A 19,206-nucleotide genomic window follows, 5' to 3' on the forward strand; every position below is an offset into this window, starting at 1 on the left:
TTGCCAGACCGAGCTTCGCACCTATCTAATGGTCGAATGGGCTTGAGCCCTCCCTCAGTTTCCTCCCTTGATCGAATCCATGGCCAGCTTGCAGATCATAGTGTTCGGCGTGTGCGGCACCGCCTGTGCCCTGCACAGAAGCGCCGCACGCGAGTTTCTACCGCTGCCGCGCCTGTGGCGCGCTCCGGCCATGCCTCGCCCGGTGGCGGGCTTCTTCAACCTGGGCGGGCATGCCATTCCGGTACTTCGGCTTGACGCGCTGTTCGGCCTTCAGCGTGTCGAGGATGGCACCGAGGGGGATCTCTACCGGCATTTGATCCTCGTTGATCGAATCAGCGGATCCGGGACGTCAGCGCTCCTCGTCGACCGGGTTCTCGATGTTGTGAGCGTTGATGCATCCCAGATTTCATCCGTCAGTGAGGAAGGCACCCTGAACGGCTGCGTCGAGGCGGAGGTCACCTGGGACGGGCGGCTCGTCCACCTGCTTTCGGTCGAGCGCATTCTTCTCGCCGAGGAGCAGCAGGCCCTTGCGGAACTCGGACGTCAGGCCCAGAACCGCCTCAGTGAATGGGCGGTTCCGGCCTAATGGCCGCACGTGCCACTGCTATCCCACTGGTCGATGCCGGCTTTCCAGAACTGAAAGGCCGCATCATCGAGCGTACGGGGCACTTCTACTACCAGGACAAGGACGACCTACTATGGGAGCGCGTACGCAAGCGCTTGCGTGCGACGGCACTTCCCGATTCGATTCAATACCTGAACCTCCTGGATGATGCGATTTCAGGCCCTGCCGAATGGGGCAAGCTCGAAACCGAGATCACGATCGGCGAGACTTTTTTCTTTCGCTACGCGGAGCAGTTCGAGGCCCTGCGCGATACGATCCTGCCCGAGATCATTGAAAGGAAAGGCGCCACACGGCGGTTGCGCATCTGGAGCGCGGGATGCTCCACGGGAGCCGAACCCTATTCCCTCGCCATCCTCGTCAAGGGGGTTCTCGGCGAGAGCCTTGGAACATGGCGGGTCAGCATCGTCGGCACCGACATCAACGACAGCTTCCTCAACCTTGCCAGGCAGGCGCGGTTCGGAAAGTGGGCACTGCGATCGATGCCCGCCGAGGAACGGGAACGCTACTTCCTGGCCTCGGGGAAGGACCAGTGGCTGGTGCGGCCGGAATTCCGCTCTCTGGTCCGCTTCGAAAAGCACAATCTCCTGAGCCTCCTCGACGGTACCTCGCCTCTCGAGCTCACCGATTTCGATCTGATCCTCTGCCGCAACGTCCTGATCTACTTTCATCCGGACACCGTAATCCGGATCGTCGAGGCCCTGCACAACCGCCTTGCAGAGGAGGGGTGGATGCTGCTCGGCCATGCGGAGCCCAATCCCACCTTCTCCGCCATGATGCAGACCCTGAATCTGCCAGGGACGGTGGCCTATCGGTCCGGCTCAGGGCCGGAATTGCCTTCAGTATCATCGTTCGAGCGGCCAAACCCGTACCCGAGGGACATTGCATCGCTACGGTCTGCTCCAAAACCGGTAGAACCCACCAAGCGGCAAGTTCTCTTACGTCCTGCGAAGGATCTCTTCAAAGCTCCGGTCTCCCGCGCTACTCCTCAGGCTCCAGATGCCTTGCTGGACCAGGTCAAAGCGCAAGCCAATTCCGGCGATTTCGTTGTGGCGGATGCTCTCTGCCGGAAAGCCCTTGCCGACCAGCCCTTGAGCGCTGTCCTTCACTTTTACCATGGCCTCATCCTCCAGGCGCTCAAACGGCCCGATGATGCTGAGAACAGCTTCCTTAAGAGCATCTACCTCGATAAAAGCTTTGCCATGGCTCACTACCACCTTGGACTGATGCTGCTTGCGGAAGGGCGATCCGGTGCTGGCCGGCGTGCACTGACCAATGCGGCCCGCATTGCGGCAGCGATGCCTGACGACCGCCTGCTCGACGAGGCGGACGGACTCACCGCCATGGATCTGCGCAACCTGGTCCGCATCCATCTCGAGGCGGCCACGCCGTCCAAGCGTAGGAGATGACCGTGGCCAGGTCAGTGCACCGCAAGCTGAGATTGATGGAGCGGGTCCGCATTCGTTCGGCCGAGGAGCGCATGCAGCAGATCCTCGACGAGCGCACGGAACGCCTTGCAGCCCGCAAGGCTGCGACCTCCCCGGCAGAAGCTTTGCCTCGCGCGTTGGTCTGCGGTGCCGGGCGCGAGCGCTTCGGCCTCCCGATAGAGACCATCGCCGAAGTGTTGCCGCCCCAAAAGTGCATGCCGGTTCCCGATGGCCCACCTGCCTTAATCGGACTTTTCGGGCGGAGCGGACAATTGGTGAGCGTGGTCGATCTTGCTCTCGCACTTGGATTGGAGGTTGCTTCACAGGACGACGAAAGCACTCACTTCATCCTGCTGCGGCGGGAGACACCCCGGGTTGCGCTGAGGGTCGAGCGCGCCCATGAAGTCGCAGATATCATACCCCTGACCGGCGAGGAGGCTGCAGGCTTTCGCAATGATGCCGTCACCGGCTACGGCAAGTCCCAATCCGGCCCTGATGATCAGGACGAAACCGTTTCTCTTCTCGACGTCGAGCGCCTACTGCGTCCCTTCCTATCCTCTTCATCTGTTTCTGGAGCCTGACGTGACGATCTCGATCGCCAATCGCATTCTTCTCGGCTTCGCCGTCATCGTCGCACTGATGGTCGGCCTCGGCGTCTATGCAATCAACCAACTCGACGATGTCCGACAATCGACAGAGACGATCGTGACGCGCGATCTGGCGCTGATGCGTCAGCTCGAAGAGCTTGGTGATCTGCAGAACAACATGCGGGGACTACGGGAGGAAATCCTCTCCCGCTTCTACCTGCGCTCGCTTGGCCAGCCGCAGGCCGCCGGTGACGACTTGTCCCGCTCCTGGGAACAGCAGGCCGCTGCGACCGACGCCTCTATGGCGCAGGCGATTGCAACGGTAAATGACTTAGCCATGCGGTCGGTCACGTCGCAGAGGGCAGATGCCTGGCGGCGCATTGCCGAAATTCTCAATCGTGCCAGCGGCGACCTGCGTCAGCTCCGCTCCTCGACAGAACGGCAATTCGCCGCCCAGCAGAGCAATGATTTTGCCGCAGTGGCAGCCACCCAGAACGCCTTGAACACCAGTCGCGAATCCTGGAACAGAAACCTGGTTCAAGCTCGCAGTGTGCTGGGCGAAGCGATCACGATTGGACAGAGACGGATCAGCGAGGTTTATGAGCAGAGCCGGATGTCGATCATCATGGCCGTGGCCGTCGCGGCCCTCCTGAGCATCCTGATCACCTATGCCTTGCGCTCCTCCATCACAGGTCCGCTCAGCGCCTTCATGAGCTTTGTTGAACGGGTCGGACGGGGCGAGCTCGGCGGTCAGATGGCGGTGACCGGCAAGGACGAGATCGGACATCTCGGTGCGACCCTCAACACCATGGTCGAAGGTCTCCGCCAACTCGCCCAACAGAGCCGCGAGGCAACTGAAAACCTGAACGCCTCAGCGGCGGAAATCCGCGCATCGACCCAGGAGCAGGCGGCCTCTGTCGAGGAGCAGCTCGCTGCCGTTCAGGAAACTGCCGCAACCGTCGACGAGATCACGCATTCGGGCACGCAGATCGGAAAGCGCGCGCAGGAGGTCATCGCATCAGCACAGGCTGCGGCACAGACCAGCATATCGGGACTGCAGGCCGTCGAAGAAACTGCGCGGGCCATGGATGCCATCCGCGAGCAGGCTGAAGCGGTGGCGGAAAACATCGTCGCCTTGAGCGAGAAGACGCAGGCCGTCGGCGAGATCATCACCTCCGTCAACGACATTTCCGAGCGTACGCATCTTCTTGCCCTCAACGCCGCTATCGAAGCCGCCGCAGCGGGCGAGAACGGACGCAGTTTCGCCGTCGTGGCCTCCGAGATGAAGACTCTTGCCGATCAGGCAAAGGATGCAACTTTGCAGGTGCGCTCGATTCTGGGTGACATTCAGCGCGGAATCAATTCCTCCGTGATGCTCACGGAGGAAGCCGTGAAACGCGTTGCCGCCGGCAAGGAGCGTACGGACATCACCCAGCAGACCATCACCGGAATCTCCACCCAGATCCAGGAGAGCGTCCAGACCTTCCAGCAGATCATCGCCTCGACCAATCAGCAGCAGCTTGGCATCGAGCAGGTGATGGGCGCCCTCCAGAACATCCGTCAGGCAAGTCAGCAGACGGCTGCCGGCACTCGCCAGCTCGATATGGCGGCAGCCAATCTGTCCAGCCTTTCGCAACAATTGCTCGGCCTTGCCGAGCGCTACCGTCTGTAAGCGGTCCACGGTAGGGACGCCCGTATCGTGACGGATATTCGCAAGCAGCTGCTAGCAGCCTTCGATGCGGAGCATCGCGAGCATCTTCAGGCGATTCGGACTGCTCTCGATCATGCGGGCGGGGGCGGGGTTGATCTGACGGATATTTTTCGCCGGGCACACAGCCTGAAGGGTGCCGCCCGTGCCGTGGACCTGCCAGCGGTCGAGGAAGTTGCGCACCAGCTCGAAGCACTCTTCTCCCAAGTGCTTGAGGGGCAACAAGCCCTGGACGACCCCGCCATCGCAGTGGTGCGGCAGAATCTCGACCTGATCGAAGATCTTGTCGCAGATGTCCTGAAGCCGCCGGAAGCGCAGATGTCTCCAGCCTCGGCGTCGGAGCCTGCGGCGCCTGAACTGGAACCAGCTGATCCGAAGGCGGATGCGTCCGCGCCGACCGATACCGGTACAGGTCCCTATCTCCGCGTTGCTGCCGAGCAGATGGAGGATTTGTCCGATTCCATGTACCAGCTCCTGGCGGAGCTGCAGGCGGACGAAGGGATCGACGACACGTTGCGGCAGATCGAGCTGGAGATTCGCGGCTTGGGGAGAAGCTGGGATCAGCTGCATGCGCAGGTGAGCGCCCTGAGTTCCGCAGCACAAAGGCCACAGGGCCGCGACGTCCCATCCTTTGCCCCGCGCCTACGCGATTTCGACCAGGGCTTGAAAGCGCTGTTTCGTAGGCTGTCCGCCCTGTCCCGCGACAGAAGGCAATCGAGCTGGTCCATCGAGCAGGCGGCACGCCAGGTGCGCGACAGCATTGACCGCGTATCCCTCGTGTCGGCAGAGACGGTTTTCGGCGGCTTCGGCCATATGGTGCGCGAGATCGCGCGCAAAGCCGGACGCGACGTAGAGGTGCGCAGCATCGGTCTCGATATCCAGGTGGACCGGCAAGTGCTTCAGGCCCTGAAGGACCCCGTGATGCACCTTCTCCGCAATGCGGTGAGCCACGGTGCCGAACCGCCGGAGGAGCGCATCGCCAGGGGCAAGCCCGAGCGGGCCGAGGTAACCCTGGAATTGGCCTCCCGTGGCGCACGTCTGGCCATCAGCGTCCGTGACGACGGACGCGGCCCCAATCTGGCGCGCATCGAGCAGGTCGCCGTCGAACGCGGGCTGCTGCAGTCGCGAGATGCAGGTCATGTCCCGCCGATGATGGATCAGCTGCTGTCCCTCGTCTTCGCCCCCGGCTTCTCGACGGCTGGCGAAGTCGACCGGCTGTCGGGCCGCGGCATGGGACTTTCCGTCGTCGCGGAAGCGGTTCGCAAGCTGCAGGGTTCGGTTCTGCTGCGGCCGCGTTATCCACATGGAACAGAGATTCTGCTGAACGTGCCTTTCACGGCGGCGCGCCAGTCGCTGCTGCTGCTGGAAGCCGAGGAGCGGACGTTTGGCCTACCATCCCATGCAGTGGATCGTCTCCTACGGCTGCCTGCCAGTACTCTGGAAAGCGTGGAAGGCCGTCCGACTGTACGGATCGAGATTGGGGGGGAGGACGTTATCGTTCCAGTCGTCGCCCTCGCAGCCCTGACAGGATCCCCGAATGCCCCCCTCCCCACCGAGGCAGGACACGTGAAGGCCGTGGTCATCCGTCATGGTTCCCGCACCTGTGCGCTCGCGGTCAATGCGTTCCACGATGTTCGCACAATGCTTGTCAGCGATGTCCAGGCGATCGGCCTGAGCGAGCTGATTTCGGGCACCGTTCTTCTAGAAAACGAGTTGCCGGCTCTCGTGCTAAGCCCGGACAAGTTGGTCGAGCACTGGGTAAAGAACGAAGGCAAGCTCGCGGCCGGGGGCCTGGGCCTCACCCGATGGGCTCCCGAGGAGGAACGTCGTGCGAAGACCATTCTCGTGGTCGATGATTCCATCACGACCCGCACCCTTGAGAAGAGTATTCTGGAGGCACAGGGTTACGAGGTTCTCCTCAGCGTCGACGGCATCGACGCCCTTCACGCGCTGCGCTCGGGCGAGGCTATCGTCGATCTCGTCATTGCCGATGTGGAAATGCCGCGCATGGACGGCTTTGGCCTGCTGCAGGCGATCAAGAACGACCCACGGCTGTCCACCCTTCCCGTGATCCTCATGACTTCGCGCGCCGACCCGGAGGATGTACGCAAGGGTCTCGATCTGGGCGCGAGCGCCTATATTACGAAGCAGAAGTTCGATCAGCGCGAACTCTTGGCAACGATCGGGCAGATGTTGTGAGTTTCCGGCGATGAGTATGGCGCCACAGCCGCGGGTCCGTGTGATGGTCGTCGAGGATTCCCTTGTCGTCCGTCAGCTGCTCGTCCATATCATCGCCAGCGATCCGCGCCTTGTGGTCGCAGCCGCCGTCAGCTCGGCGGAGGAGGCGCTCCGTGAAATCGGCCGGGTACAACCGGACGTCGTGTCCATGGATATACGACTTCCCGGAATGGACGGGCTCGAAGCGACACGCCGGATCATGTCGGAGCACCCGACGCCCATCGTCGTCATAGCCGACAGCATCGAGGATTCCTCGCTCAAGATATCCATGAATGCGCTCCGGGCGGGTGCGCTCACGGTGGTGGAAAAGCCTGTCGGCCTCTCCAGCACCAACTATGCTGGGATCGCGAGCACCATCTGCACCCAGCTCTACATCATGAGCCAAGTGCCGGTGGTCCGGCAGCGCTCGTTTGCGCCATGGCGCGAGAAGACGACAAGCACAGAGCCGAGGCTTGATCCGGAATGGAGCGCAACACGCCCGAGCATCATGGGCATCGCCGCCTCCACGGGAGGGCCGCCCGCCCTTGCCAAGGTCCTGGGAGCCCTTCCGGATGACTTCCCGATACCGATCCTCCTCGTTCAGCACATGGGGGCCCCATTCATGGAGGGCTTCGCCTCCTGGCTGAACGGACTAATGCCCTTGAAAGTACGCTTGGCGCAGGATCAAGAGATCCCGGCTGCCGGGAATGTCTATGTCGCTCCCGGCGACCGGCACCTGCTGCTTTCTCCTGCGGGCACCTTGAAGGTGAGCGCCGAACCTCCCATAGGCAATCAGCGGCCTTCTGCCACCATGCTGTTCCAGTCAATTGCCCGTTCGGCGGGCCGGAGGGGGCTCGGGGTCATTCTCACCGGCATGGGCGAGGATGGGGCGCAGGGTCTCGTCGAGATGCGCCAGGCCGGGGGGTATGGACTGGCAGAGGATGAAAGCACCGCCGTCGTCTATGGCATGCCGGCGGCTGCAGCCCGGATGGGCGGCGTCAATGTCAGCCTGCCCCTTGACCTGATTGCGCCCCGGATCTTGAGGCTGACGCAGGGAGACGGCCAATGAGCGGGGCCTCCGTTGCACAGGCCGCCGAGATCCTCCTGGTCGAGGATTCAGAGACCCAGGCCCTCCAGTTGCGTTATATGCTGGAGACGAACGGCTTCAGCGTCTCGTGGCGCTCCACGGCGGAGGCCGCCCTCGACAGCCTGAATGAAAAGCTGCCGGACCTCGTCATCGCCGATTACCACCTGCCCGGCATGAACGGGGACGAACTGACCCGCCAGATGCGCCTCAACGTGCGGACGCGGGCGCTTCCGGTGATCATGCTGACGGAAGCGCGGGAGCGTGCGGTCGAGCGCCAGGGACTGGAAAGCGGCGCAGATGCCTACATCTCCAAATCCGCCGAGCAGGAGCTGATCATTCTGCGGATCCAGGCGCTGCTACGCCGTCGCTCGTCCCCGATCGGCGACGCCAAGGAAGAGCGGCAATCCCCAAGCTTCGGCACCTTCCGCCGGGCCTGCATCCTGATCGTGGACGACAGTCCCACACGCCGCACCTATCTCCAGAACCTGCTGGCCCATGAAGGTTATGCGGTGACGCCGGTCTCGGAACCGGCAGAAGCTCTCCGGCAAGTCCGCTCGCCGGATGCCAACTGGGACTGCGTCCTGATCAATCTGCTCAGCCCGGACTTCGACGGCATTGAGCTGTGCCGGCAGCTGAACCTCTATCGCGGGCTCGCGCCCCTGCCAGGTACGGATGCTCCAAGCTTTGCCATTGTCGGCCTGGGCAATGAGGAGGGCGGTGACATGCTTGCACGCGCCTTTGCCGCGGGTGTGGACGATATCGTCCCCTCCACGATCGAGGCCGACGTCATGCGCGTGCGCATTCGCGCGCTCGTCCGGCGTAAGCTCATGCAGGACGAGAACTGGCGTATCGAGGCGGAGCTGCGCGAGCAGGAACTGGCTCTCGCCAAAGCCCGGGCAGAGGCTGCCTCGGCGGAGGCGTTGGCCAAGGCCAACAGCGAACTGGCAGAGGCCAACGACCTCTTGAAAGGCACTCAGGCCCAACTCGTCCAGGCGGCCAAGATGGCGTCTCTTGGCGAATTGGTGGCCGGTATCGCCCATGAAATCAACAATCCCCTCGCCTTTATTCAGGCGCACCAGGGGACCGTGGATAAATTGCTCGCCGAGATCGCCGCGAAACTTCCACCAGAGGCAGGGCTCGAGCGGCAGGTGCAGAAATCGCGCGATCGTGTCGGTGCGATGAAGCTCGGCCTTGCACGGATTCAGGAACTTGTTCTCAATCTGAGACGCTTTTCACGACTTGACGAAGGCGACTTTCAGACGGTCAATGTGCCGGAATCCATTGAGACCGTACTGGCCCTCCTTGGCCATAAGCTCGGCACCCGGATCGACGTGCGCCGCCATTACAACGCCGTCCCAGACCTCTACTGCTCGCCAGCCCTTTTGAACCAGGTGGTCATGAACATCGTCGGCAACGCTGCCGATGCGATCAAGGGTACCGGCGGCATAGACATTGAAACTGCCAGCGACGAGACAACCTATACCATCAAGATCAGCGATACAGGACCGGGAATTCCAGGGGAATTGCGGGAACGCATCTTCGAACCGTTCTTCACCACCAAGCCCGTCGGGTCTGGAACTGGACTTGGACTGGCCATCGCTTATAGCGTCGTCCAGGCCCATAAAGGATCGATTACGGTGGATTCAGGTGCCCTGGGGGGCGCTACCTTCACCATCACGATCCCGAGGCATATTGTTTCATGACCTTGTCGAGCGAGATGACTTCAACCAATGGTACGATCCTGGTCGTCGATGACGAACCGGACATCCTAATCGCGCTCGAGGATCTGTTCGAGAACGACTACCGGGTTCTGACGGCCTCGTCCCCGGTCCAGGCGCTCGACATCATCCGGCAGGAGCCTGACATCGCCATCATCATCTCGGATCAGCGCATGCCCGAGATGCAGGGCGACGAGTTCCTGGCCAAGGCCCGCCACGAGACCGATGCCGATGCGATCCTTCTCACCGGCTATGCGGATCTCAAGGCCGTGATTGGAGCGGTCAACAAGGGCCGCATCATGGCCTACGTTCCGAAACCCTGGGATCCGGCCGCCCTCTCCAACATGGTGGCCGCAGCCTACCAGCGGCGCATGCTGGCCCGCAAGCTCGACACGGAACGCGCGCTTTTGCGCGGCCTAATGGAAAGCACGGGCGATCTGATCTCGTTCAAGGATCTGGACGGCCACTTCGTCCGCCTGAACGCCAGCAAGGCGCGAAGCCTCGGCTGCAGATCGGAAGATTGCCTGGGCCGCAAGGAACGGGACTATGTCTCGCCGGAACGGGCTAATATGATCGAGGAGGCGGAGCGCCGGGCTATTGCGGCGCGCGCGCCCGACGAGGTGATCGAGGAGCGGACCTCGCCCGACGGTACGACCCAGTGGTTCCTCATCAACCATATCCCAATCCTCGATGAGGCAGGAACCGTTACGAACCTCGCCACCATCGAGCGCGACATCACCGAGCGCAAGCTGATGGAGATGCGCCTGCGGCAGGCGGACAAGATGCAGGCCCTAGGGACCCTCGCTGGGGGCGTCGCCCACGACTTCAACAACCTGTTGATGGCCGTTCTTGGTAGTCTGGACCTCGCCTCGCGCCGCGCGCCTGACGATCCCCGGCTGACGCGACTGTTGCAGAACGCCACCTATGCGGCGGAGCGCGGCGCCTCCCTAACCCAGCGTCTCCTGAGCTTCAGCCGCCAGCGCGACCTGCGACTGCAGGCGGTAGACGTGAACCAAGTCATCACCGGCATGAACGACCTGCTGACGCGTACGCTTGGTGGCGTCATGCGGATCGAGCGGCATCTTCATGATGGCTTGTGGACGGCCATGGTCGACCCGGATCAGCTCGAACTCGCCATCCTCAACCTGTGCATCAATGCCCGCGACGCTATGGCAGAGAACGGGATCCTTACTCTCTCGACCCGCAACGAGACGGTGGAAGAGGGTCGGATTACGGAATTGAGCGGTGGTGAGTACGTGGTGATCTCTGTCGCAGATACAGGCAGCGGCATTCCACCGGAGGTTCTGGCGAGGGTGCTCGAGCCCTTCTTCACCACCAAGGAGGTTGGCAAGGGTACCGGACTCGGGTTGCCCATGGTCTATGGGCTGGCTCAACAATCCGGTGGCACCGTGACCATCCACAGCACGGTCGGAGTAGGCACGACCGTTGAGCTTTACCTGTCCCGTGCAGCCGTTGAGCGGGAGGACAGTCCGCATGAGGAGCAGGCGATCGCGCCGAACGCGCCCAAGGTGCGCATCCTTCTCGTCGATGACGATGCGGAAGTGAGAACCGTGACGGCCGCTTATCTCACCGAGATGGGACATCGAGTCGTGGAGGCGGCAGACGGATCGTCAGCCCTCGACATCCTGAAGGCGGACGATCAGGTCGAACTCCTCATCGCCGATTTTGCGATGCCCGGCATGACGGGAACCGACTTGGCCGATAAGGCCAGAGAGGCAAGACCCAATCTCGGCGTCCTGCTCGTGACCGGATATGCCGATCCGAAGCGGCTGCCGGAGGGTTATCTGATGCTCCACAAGCCCTTCAGCCGCACCGATCTGTCTTTGAAGGTCACCGAGGCGGCTCGTCGCGGCCGGGATCGGAATTCTTCCACCTGACAATGCCTCCCTGGCGGCCGATTGTTGACAAGAGCTCTTTAGGCGACTTTGGCCAGAAACCGTCCGGAATCGCGGAAAATTGACCCTTCGGCCCGCCGATTCTGGCTGGCGCGCAGGCAGAAAATGGTAAATTTCTTTTAAAAATTATCCATTGTTGCATGGATAGATTGACATTATCGGGGCTTCGCACCTTAACTCCGTCACAGAACGGCCACGAGTAGAGCCGTCTCAGAGGACCTAGGTAATGAAAAAATCAGCCCTTTTCGCAGCCATCTGCGTTCCGGCTTTCCTGGCCGCCGCTCCGCTGGCCGCCAAGACCCTCGTTTACTGCTCCGAGGGCAGCCCGGAGAACTTCTATCCCGGCATCAACACCACCGGCACCTCGTTCGACGTGAACGAGCACATCTACGACAACATCGTGGACTTCGAGCGCGGCGGCACGCAGGTTGTTCCCGGCCTCGCCGAGAAATGGGACATCTCCGCTGACGGCACGGTCTACACCTTCCATATCCGCAAGAACGCGAAGTTCCACTCCAACAAGGCCTTCAAGCCGACCCGCAACGTGAACGCAGACGACATCGTGTTCATGCTTGAGCGCCAGTGGAAGGAAGACAATCCTTACTTCAAGGTCACGAGCCCGAACCACTCCTACTTCACGGACATGGGCATGCCCAAGCTGCTGAAGTCGGTGGAAAAGGTCGACGAGTACACCGTCCGCATCACCCTCAATCAGCCTGAAGCTCCCTTCCTGTCGAACCTCGCCATGCAGTGGGCCGGCGTCCAGTCGAAGGAATATGCCGACGCCATGCTGAAGGCCGGCACCCCGGAGAAGATCGACCAGGATCCGATCGGCTCGGGCCCGTTCACCCTCGTCAACTACCAGAAGGACGCCATCGTCCGCTTCAAGGCCTTCCCTGAATATTGGGGCGGCAAGGCGAAGATCGACGATCTCGTGTTCGCCATCACCCCGGATGCCTCAGTCCGCTGGGCGAAGCTCCAGAAGGGCGAATGCCATGTCATGCCGTATCCGAACCCGGCTGACATCGAGGCCATCAAGAAGGATCCGAACGTCACGCTCATGGAGCAGGCCGGCCTGAACATCGGCTACCTTGCCTACCAGACCACGAAGAAGCCCTTCGACGATGTGCGCGTCCGCAAGGCCTTCAACATGGCCATGAACAAGAAGGCCATCGTCGATGCCGTGTTCCTCGGCTCGGGCGTACCTGCCAAGAACCCGATCCCGCCCTCCATGTGGTCGTACAACGACTCCGTGAAGGAAGACGAGTACAACCCCGAAGCGGCCAAGAAGCTTCTGGCGGAAGCTGGCTACCCGAATGGTCTCGAGACGGACCTCTGGGCCATGCCGGTTCAGCGTCCCTACAACCCGAATGCGCGCCGCATTGCCGAGCTCATGCAGGCCGATCTCGCCAAGATTGGCGTGAAGGCCGAGATCAAGAGCTTCGAGTGGGGTGAGTACCGCAAGCGGGCTCAGGCCGGCGAGCACCAGATGGCTCAGCTGGGATGGACAGGCGACAACGGCGATCCGGACAACTTCCTGCATACCCTGCTGGGCTGCGCCTCGGCGCAGAGCGCCTCCGGCTCGAACATCGCCAAGTTCTGCCACAAGCCGTTCGACGATCTCGTCACGAAGGCGAAGGTCGTGACCGATCAGGCCGAGCGCACCAAGCTCTACCAAGAAGCTCAGAAGATCTTCAAAGAGCAGGCTCCCTGGTTCACGATTGCTCACGCCGTGCAGCTGAAGCCGGTCCGCAAGGAAGTCGTGGATTTCAAGCTCTCGCCTTTCGGTCGCCACACCTTCTACGGCGTGGACATCAAGGGCAAATAAGCTAATCCCTTCAACCTACGGCGGAGCGGCTCAAAAAAGCCGCTCCGCCTTTTTACGTTCAGACGATGCTCAGATTCATTTTAACGCGCGTCAGCCTGATCATCCCGACCTTCATCGGGATCACATTGCTGGCCTTCTTCCTGATCCGCCTGGTACCAGGCGATCCCATCGAAACCCTCGCAGGCGAGCGTGGCATCGATCCCGCCCGCCACGAGCAGCTCCGCAAGGAATATGGCTTCGACAAGCCGATCATCGTTCAGTACGGGATTTATCTGGCCCGCGTGCTCCAGGGAGATCTGGGCAAGTCGATGATCACGCAGGAGCCGGTGCTGAACGAGTTCTCGGCGCTGTTCCCGGCCACGATCGAGCTGGCTCTTTGCGCCATCATCTTTGCGCTCTTTCTCGGTCTTCCGGCCGGGATCATCGCTGCGATCAAGCGAAACTCGATCTTCGACCATGGAGTCATGGGCATCTCGCTCGCCGGTTACTCCATGCCGATCTTCTGGTGGGGCCTGATCCTCATCCTGTTGTTTTCTGTGCAGTTCGACCTGACGCCCGTCTCCGGCCGCATCGACGTGCTGTACTACATCGAACCGATCACCGGCTTCCTGCTGATCGATACGCTCCTGTCCGATGAGCCGGAGGCCTTCTGGTCGGCCATCAGGCACCTGATCCTGCCCACCATCGTGCTCGGCACGGTGCCCTTGGCCGTGATCGCCCGCATGACCCGCTCGGCGATGCTGGAAGTGCTCGGAGAGGACTACATCCGCACCGCTAAGGCCAAGGGCCTTTCACGGTTCCGTATCGTGGCCCTGCATGCCCTGCGCAACGCCCTCATCCCGGTCGTGACGGTGATCGGTCTGCAGGTGGGCGTGCTGTTCACCGGCGCGATCCTCACGGAAACCATCTTTTCCTGGCCGGGCGTCGGCAAATGGCTCATCGATGCCATCTTCCGCCGCGACTATCCCGTGCTGCAGGGCGGCGCCCTTCTACTCGGGGTCGTCGTGATGGGCGTGAACCTTCTCGTCGATCTTGCCTACGGGCTCATCAATCCTCGCATCAGGCATACCCGATGACCACCGAAACCATGGAAGCTCCGGCTGTCGCGGTGCCGACGGCCACCCCGCCCCATCCGCTCCGCGAGTTCTGGGGCTATTTCAGCGCCAACCATGGCGCCGTCGCCGGGCTCGTGATCATTGTTGCCGTGGTGCTCGTCGCATTGCTGGCCGATGTGATCGCCCCTCATGACCCCAATGTCACGAACACTGCCATCGCGCTCAAGCCGCCGTTCTGGCAGGAAGGCGGCTCGATTGCCTATCCGCTCGGCACCGATCCTATCGGACGCGATATTCTGTCCCGTCTGATCTACGGCGCCCGGCTGTCGCTGCTCATCGGTATCGTGGTGGTGACCATCTCGATCGCTATCGGCACCGTGCTCGGTCTCGTGGCTGGCTTCTTCCGTGGCCTGACCGAGATCTTCATCATGCGCCTGATGGATATCGTCCTCACTCTGCCCAGCCTCCTGCTTGCCATCGTGATCGTGGCGGTGCTCGGTCCAGGCCTGATGAATGCGATGCTGGCGGTAGCCCTCGTGATCCTGCCGCATTACGTGCGCCTCGCCCGCGCGGCGGTGATCACCGAAACCTCGAAGGATTACGTGACGGCGGCCCGCGTGAGCGGCGCCGGCACGACGCGACTGATGTTCAAGGAAGTGCTGCCGAACTGCACCGCTCCCCTGATCGTGCAGGCATCCCTCGGCATCTCGACCGCGATTCTGGATGCTGCCGCGCTCGGCTTCCTCGGCCTCGGCGCGCAGCCTCCGTCTCCGGAATGGGGCACCATGTTGGCCGATGCCCGCGAATTCGTGCTTCGCGCCTGGTGGGTCGTGACCTTCCCGGGTCTCGCCATCCTCATCACGGTGCTTGCCTTCAATCTTCTGGGCGACGGTCTTCGCGACGCCCTCGATCCTAAACTGAAGCGCTGATCATGGCTCTAGTCGAAATTGAAAATCTGTCGGTCGAATTCCCAACTCAAGGCGGCATCATGCGTGCCGTGGATGGTGTGAGCCTCAAGCTCGACGAAGGCGAGGTTCTCGGCGTCGTGGGCGAGTCAGGCTCCGGCAAGAGCGTCACGATGCTGGCCCTCATGGGCCTCATTCCCTTTCCCGGCCGCGTGAGGGCTGACAAGCTCACCTTCAACGGCCGTGACCTCCTGACGATCTCCGACAAGGAGCGACGCAAGCTCACGGGCAAGGACGTCGCGATGATCTTCCAGGAGCCGATGACGAGTTTGAACCCGTCCTTCACCATTGGTTTCCAGCTCACCGAGTCTCTGCGCCTGCATGAGGGCATGGATCGTAAGGCTGCGCGCCGCCGGGCCGTCGAGCTCCTGGAACAGGTCGGCATACCCTCGCCGGAAAGCCGCCTGTCCGCCTATCCGCATCAGATGTCGGGCGGCATGAACCAGCGTGTGATGATCGCGATGGCGATTGCCTGCAATCCGAAGCTGCTGATCGCGGACGAGCCCACCACCGCTCTCGACGTCACGATCCAGGCGCAGATCCTCGATCTGCTCATGACCCTCCAGAAGGAGCGCAACATGGGCCTCGTCATGATCACTCACAACATGGGCGTTGTCGCCGACACCGCAAAGCGCGTGATGGTGATGTACGCGGGCCAGATCATGGAGGAGCGTTCCGCGACGGATCTCTTCGCCTCGCCGCAGCATCCCTACACGGCGGCTCTGCTCGCCGCTCTCCCGGAGCGCAGCGAAGGGGGACGCCTCGCGACGATCCCCGGTGTGGTTCCCGGCCTCTACGATCGCCCGAAAGGCTGCCTGTTCAGTCCTCGCTGCGCCTATGCCACGGAGCATTCGCGCAGTGTGCGCCCTGACCTGCGCCCCTGGGCAGGCGGCCATATCCGCTGCCATTATCCGCTCGGCGATCCGAACCGGAATGCCGAAATAAAGCACGATCACCCCATTGGAACGGAGGCTGCGTCGTGAGCGCTCCCGTTGTCGAAGCCAAAGGCCTGAAGCAGGTCTACAAGGTCAAACGCGGCCTGTTCAAGGAACCGGGCCATCTGCAGGCCGTCGGTGGCATTTCCTTTGCCATCGAGCCCGGCAAGACGCTCGCCGTCGTGGGTGAATCCGGCTGCGGCAAGTCCACGCTTGCGCGCATGGTGACGCTCATCGAGAAACCGACGGAAGGCTCGCTCTCCCTCGATGGCATCGATGCGGTCAATCCGCCGTCGAACTATGCCAAGGAGCTGCGCCGCATGGTGCAGCTGGTGTTCCAGAATCCGTACGGCTCGCTCAACCCACGCAAGAAAGTGGGCACCATCCTGGAAGAACCGCTCGCCATCAACACCAAGCTGTCCTCTTCGGAGCGCACCGAGCGCGCCCGGGCGATGATGGCGAAGGTGGGATTGCGGCCGGAGCACTACAACCGCTATCCGCACATGTTCTCGGGCGGACAGCGCCAGCGCATCGCCATCGCCCGCGCGCTCATGCTCTCGCCGAAGCTCGTCGTGGCGGACGAGCCTGTCTCGGCACTCGACGTGTCGATCCAGGCTCAGGTGCTCAACCTTCTCGCCGATCTGCAGCAGGAGATGGGGCTTGCCTATCTCTTCATCTCACACGATCTCGGCGTGGTCAGGCACATCGCCCATGACGTGCTCGTCATGTATCTCGGCCATGCGGTCGAGCACGGTCCGAAGGACAGGATCTATGCCCGTCCGCTGCATCCCTATACGCAGGCGCTTCTCTCTTCCACGCCCGGCATCACCGGCGTAAGGCGCAAGCGCATCGTGCTGAAAGGCGAACTGCCCTCTCCTCTCAACCCGCCGAAAGGCTGCGTGTTCTCGACCCGCTGTCCCTATGTGACCGAGCGCTGCAAGGTGGAGCGCCCGCAGTTACGGGAACTCGACGGCCGTCAGGTTGCGTGCCACTACGCCGAGAACTTCCTCAAGGAGGCAGCAGCTTAAGCCGGATCAAGCCGGCAACGGCAGTCGCTTGGCTGCCGTTGCCTCTTCGACGGCCGGTGTATTGGCCGGTTCCGGAAGCTTCTCCTCCCCGGTTGCTACCTTCAGGCACTGCACCACCGCATCCCTCAAGGACGAGACATAGTAATTGGCGCCGAGCGTCGCCCGCATCGTCTCGCTCTTCAGAACTGCATCCTCCGCAGGCCAGAGGCCGACCAGGGTCGGCGCCTTCGCCTTCTGCTTCAGCCGGCGCAGCAGATAGCGCAGATGCGCCGGCGTGCCGCTGATCTCCAGGTAGCTGATGCACACCATCTGCACCCCGGACATGTCGAGATTGAAGATCTCCCGTCGCGACACGGCCGCATGCGGAATAACCCGGGTGCCCAGCCCATGCTTGCTCAGAAGCTGCGCCAGCATCTCCGATGCGGCCTCATCCAGCGGGCCGCGGCCAGCGACGCACAGAATCGCCCCTTCCGCTCTCCAGGGTTCGGGAATATTGGTTTCCTGCGGCATCGGCCGTGTCACCGCCGGTTCTTTATTGGCAGGTTTTTCGCTGGCGGGAGCCGCGATGGGTTCGTCCTTGGTCTCGTGCGGGTGAGGTTCCACATCGTCGTGACTGCCGAGATCCTGCACCAATGCCCGGATCACATCCTTGACCTGTTCGAGCTGGAGCTTGGTGAGGACGCCGCGAGTCGCATCGTTGGCGGCAAGCTGAAGCCCCCTCAAAGCAACTTCGTCGTAATAGGATGTGAGCGAACGCTCCTTGAGCAGGACTTCCGCCGATTCCAGTGCCTCGTCCGGATCGCCGGCGAGCATGCGCTGATAGAGATTCTCGGCCGGCGTCAATGCGGGCCGGTCGCCGAGCAGCACATCCAAAAATTCGAGCCGCTCCACATGTCGGCCCAGCACCACCAGGCAGAGTGTCAGGGGTGTCGCGATGAGCAGGCCCACGGGCCCCCAGAGCCAGGTCCAGAAGATCGCCGAGATGACAACCGCGAAGGGCGACAGGCCCGTGCTCTGCCCATACACGATCGGCTCGACCACATGCCCCATCAGCGGCTCGCCGATGAGGAACAGCGCCAGTGTCATGAGCGCCATCGACCAACCCGGATCGACAGCGGCGGCGAGCAGGATCGGCGGCAGAGCTGCCACGAAGGAGCCGATATAGGGCACGAAGCGCATCAGTGCGGCGAACACCCCCCACAGGATGGGGCTTGGCACGCCGATCAGCCATAAGCCAATGGCAGCCACGACGCCGAAGGAGGCATTCAGGGCAAGCTGGGTCAAGAAGTACCGGCTGAGCCGGCGCGCCGCATCGTCCATGGCAGCCGTGGTCCGATGAAGGTCGCTGGCGCCGAACAGGCGGATCATGCGATCGCGCAGATCCTCCCGCTGCATGAGGATGAAGACCAGAACCACGAATACGATGCCCGTGGTCGCCAGCGGCTCAAGCAGGGGCAGAAGGAAGTCTCTGGCCATCTGGGCCGGGGTCGGTTCCGGCTCATGGACCTCCACAGGCAGCGGGCCCGTCTCCTCGGCGGCCGGAGGCGCGGCGACGCTGGGAGATGCCGGCGCCTGCTGCTCCGGCGGCGGTTCGGCGACGGCCTTATCGAAGCGGCGGCCAAAATCCTTCAGGAGTGCCGGCAGCTTTCCGAGCGTCCCCTCCCTGAGGGAACCGACCTTGCTCTCGATGGTGGTCTGATAGCGGGGAATGTCAGAGGCGAGGCCGGCGAGCTGGAAACCTATGATGGTGCCGAGAGACAGGATGATGCCCAAGGCGACGAGCACCGCAATGATGACGGCCGGCACGCGGCCCATGTGCCATCTGCGCATCACGTCGACGAAAGGCGCGAGCACGAAGGCCAGGAGGATGGCGAGCACGACCGGCAGGAATACGTCCTGCCCCACATAGAGGGCAGCCAGCACGACGACCGCCACGGCCAGAGTCAGCAACCCGGAGAGGCCGGGAACACCGGGAGGCTGAATTTCCGTCTCCGGGGGCGGAACGGGAGATGGTGCAGGGCGCATACGGTCAATCTCTGCTGGGCCGCGAGACGATCTCGCCGGCCTGCAAACAACGCCTCCAAAGGCCAAACGATCCTTGAGCGTAGCAGGA

Annotated in this window: 14 protein-coding genes; 13 read left to right on the forward strand and 1 reads right to left on the reverse strand. The window is 62.4% G+C overall.

Annotated elements, in window-relative coordinates; translation table 11 throughout:
* Positions 1-79 precede the first annotated feature (79 nt).
* The 13 genes from KHP60_RS05175 (at position 80) to KHP60_RS05235 (ending at position 17,093) form a co-directional block, all read left to right on the forward strand.
* Entirely contained in the window at positions 80-586 is a 507-nt protein-coding gene (locus KHP60_RS05175; RefSeq protein ID WP_213562499.1) for a chemotaxis protein CheW, read from the forward strand.
* Complete coding sequence (locus KHP60_RS05180) at positions 586-2,031, forward strand: protein-glutamate O-methyltransferase CheR (protein ID WP_213562500.1); 1,446 nt, start codon at positions 586-588, stop codon at positions 2,029-2,031. Before KHP60_RS05175 ends, KHP60_RS05180 begins: the two co-directional genes overlap by 1 nt.
* Before the next feature lie 2 nt (positions 2,032-2,033).
* Positions 2,034-2,630 (forward strand): chemotaxis protein CheW, encoded by a 597-nt coding sequence (locus KHP60_RS05185; protein WP_213562501.1) that lies wholly within the window; start codon positions 2,034-2,036, stop codon positions 2,628-2,630.
* 1 nt (position 2,631) lies between these two features.
* Positions 2,632-4,308: a methyl-accepting chemotaxis protein gene (locus tag KHP60_RS05190; protein WP_213562502.1), complete on the forward strand. Its 1,677-nt coding sequence runs from the start codon at positions 2,632-2,634 to the stop codon at positions 4,306-4,308.
* Positions 4,309-4,335: 27 nt separating this feature from the next.
* Complete coding sequence (locus KHP60_RS05195; RefSeq protein ID WP_213562503.1) at positions 4,336-6,543, forward strand: response regulator; 2,208 nt, start codon at positions 4,336-4,338, stop codon at positions 6,541-6,543.
* Between the two features lie 10 nt (positions 6,544-6,553).
* Positions 6,554-7,630 carry a chemotaxis-specific protein-glutamate methyltransferase CheB gene (gene cheB, locus KHP60_RS05200; RefSeq protein ID WP_213562504.1) on the forward strand — a complete coding sequence of 359 codons (1,077 nt, stop codon included), beginning with the start codon at positions 6,554-6,556 and terminating at the stop codon, positions 7,628-7,630.
* Positions 7,627-9,351: a response regulator gene (locus KHP60_RS05205; RefSeq protein ID WP_213562505.1), complete on the forward strand. Its 1,725-nt coding sequence runs from the start codon at positions 7,627-7,629 to the stop codon at positions 9,349-9,351. Before cheB ends, KHP60_RS05205 begins: the two co-directional genes overlap by 4 nt.
* Positions 9,348-11,264 carry a response regulator gene (locus tag KHP60_RS05210; protein WP_213562506.1) on the forward strand — a complete coding sequence of 639 codons (1,917 nt, stop codon included), beginning with the start codon at positions 9,348-9,350 and terminating at the stop codon, positions 11,262-11,264. Before KHP60_RS05205 ends, KHP60_RS05210 begins: the two co-directional genes overlap by 4 nt.
* A 244-nt stretch (positions 11,265-11,508) precedes the next feature.
* Positions 11,509-13,110 carry an ABC transporter substrate-binding protein gene (locus KHP60_RS05215; RefSeq protein ID WP_213562507.1) on the forward strand — a complete coding sequence of 534 codons (1,602 nt, stop codon included), beginning with the start codon at positions 11,509-11,511 and terminating at the stop codon, positions 13,108-13,110.
* Positions 13,111-13,175: 65 nt separating this feature from the next.
* Positions 13,176-14,186 carry an ABC transporter permease subunit gene (locus tag KHP60_RS05220; RefSeq protein ID WP_213562508.1) on the forward strand — a complete coding sequence of 337 codons (1,011 nt, stop codon included), beginning with the start codon at positions 13,176-13,178 and terminating at the stop codon, positions 14,184-14,186.
* Positions 14,183-15,094, forward strand: a complete 912-nt coding sequence (locus tag KHP60_RS05225; RefSeq protein WP_213562509.1) for an ABC transporter permease subunit — start codon at positions 14,183-14,185, stop codon at positions 15,092-15,094. The genes KHP60_RS05220 and KHP60_RS05225 overlap by 4 nt, the downstream gene beginning before the upstream one ends.
* Positions 15,095-15,096: 2 nt before the next feature.
* A complete protein-coding gene (locus KHP60_RS05230) occupies positions 15,097-16,113 on the forward strand; it encodes an ABC transporter ATP-binding protein (RefSeq protein ID WP_213562510.1) in 1,017 nt (338 codons plus the stop codon).
* Positions 16,110-17,093 (forward strand): peptide ABC transporter ATP-binding protein, encoded by a 984-nt coding sequence (locus tag KHP60_RS05235; RefSeq protein ID WP_213562511.1) that lies wholly within the window; start codon positions 16,110-16,112, stop codon positions 17,091-17,093. The genes KHP60_RS05230 and KHP60_RS05235 overlap by 4 nt, the downstream gene beginning before the upstream one ends.
* Positions 17,094-17,099: 6 nt before the next feature.
* On the opposite strand, the gene KHP60_RS05240 is transcribed toward KHP60_RS05235, so the two are convergent.
* Positions 17,100-19,118: an AI-2E family transporter gene (locus KHP60_RS05240; RefSeq protein ID WP_213562512.1), complete on the reverse strand. Its 2,019-nt coding sequence runs from the start codon at positions 19,116-19,118 to the stop codon at positions 17,100-17,102.
* Positions 19,119-19,206: the final 88 nt, after the last annotated feature.

This window comes from Microvirga sp. 3-52 (genome assembly GCF_018383585.1).
Lineage (GTDB): Bacteria > Pseudomonadota > Alphaproteobacteria > Rhizobiales > Beijerinckiaceae > Microvirga.